The following is a 302-nucleotide window of genomic DNA, read 5'->3' on the forward strand; positions in this document are numbered from 1 at the left end:
CCCTGGCCGGGACGCTGCGGCATCCGGCCGTGGTCTCGCCGGTCATGGGCGCGCGCACCTTGGCGCAGGTCCAGGACAATCTCGGTGCGCTGGACATCGTGTTCAGTGCTGCGCAGCTGCAACGCCTGGACGCGGCGAGCGCGCCGGCACCGATCTTCCCCGCGCGTTTCATCGCACGGCCGAGGGCACAGCAGCTGATCACTGGTGGAAGCCGGATCCGGAGCCGGTAGCACCGGGCCCGCCTACGACCAAGGTCGGACGGCCGGTCCACCGCCATCGGACTATGCTCGATCCCATGCCTT

The 302-nt window shown here is 69.9% G+C and carries 1 protein-coding gene; it reads left to right on the forward strand.

Features of this window, described 5'->3' with window-relative positions:
- Nucleotides 1-230: aldo/keto reductase (locus tag ACQG3P_RS19130; protein ID WP_426805920.1), on the forward strand; the 230-nt coding region annotated here is incomplete at its 5' end.
- Nucleotides 231-302: the final 72 nt, after the last annotated feature.

It is taken from the genome of Stenotrophomonas sp. SrG (assembly GCF_050031795.1).
In the GTDB taxonomy this organism is placed as follows: domain Bacteria; phylum Pseudomonadota; class Gammaproteobacteria; order Xanthomonadales; family Xanthomonadaceae; genus Stenotrophomonas; species Stenotrophomonas rhizophila_A.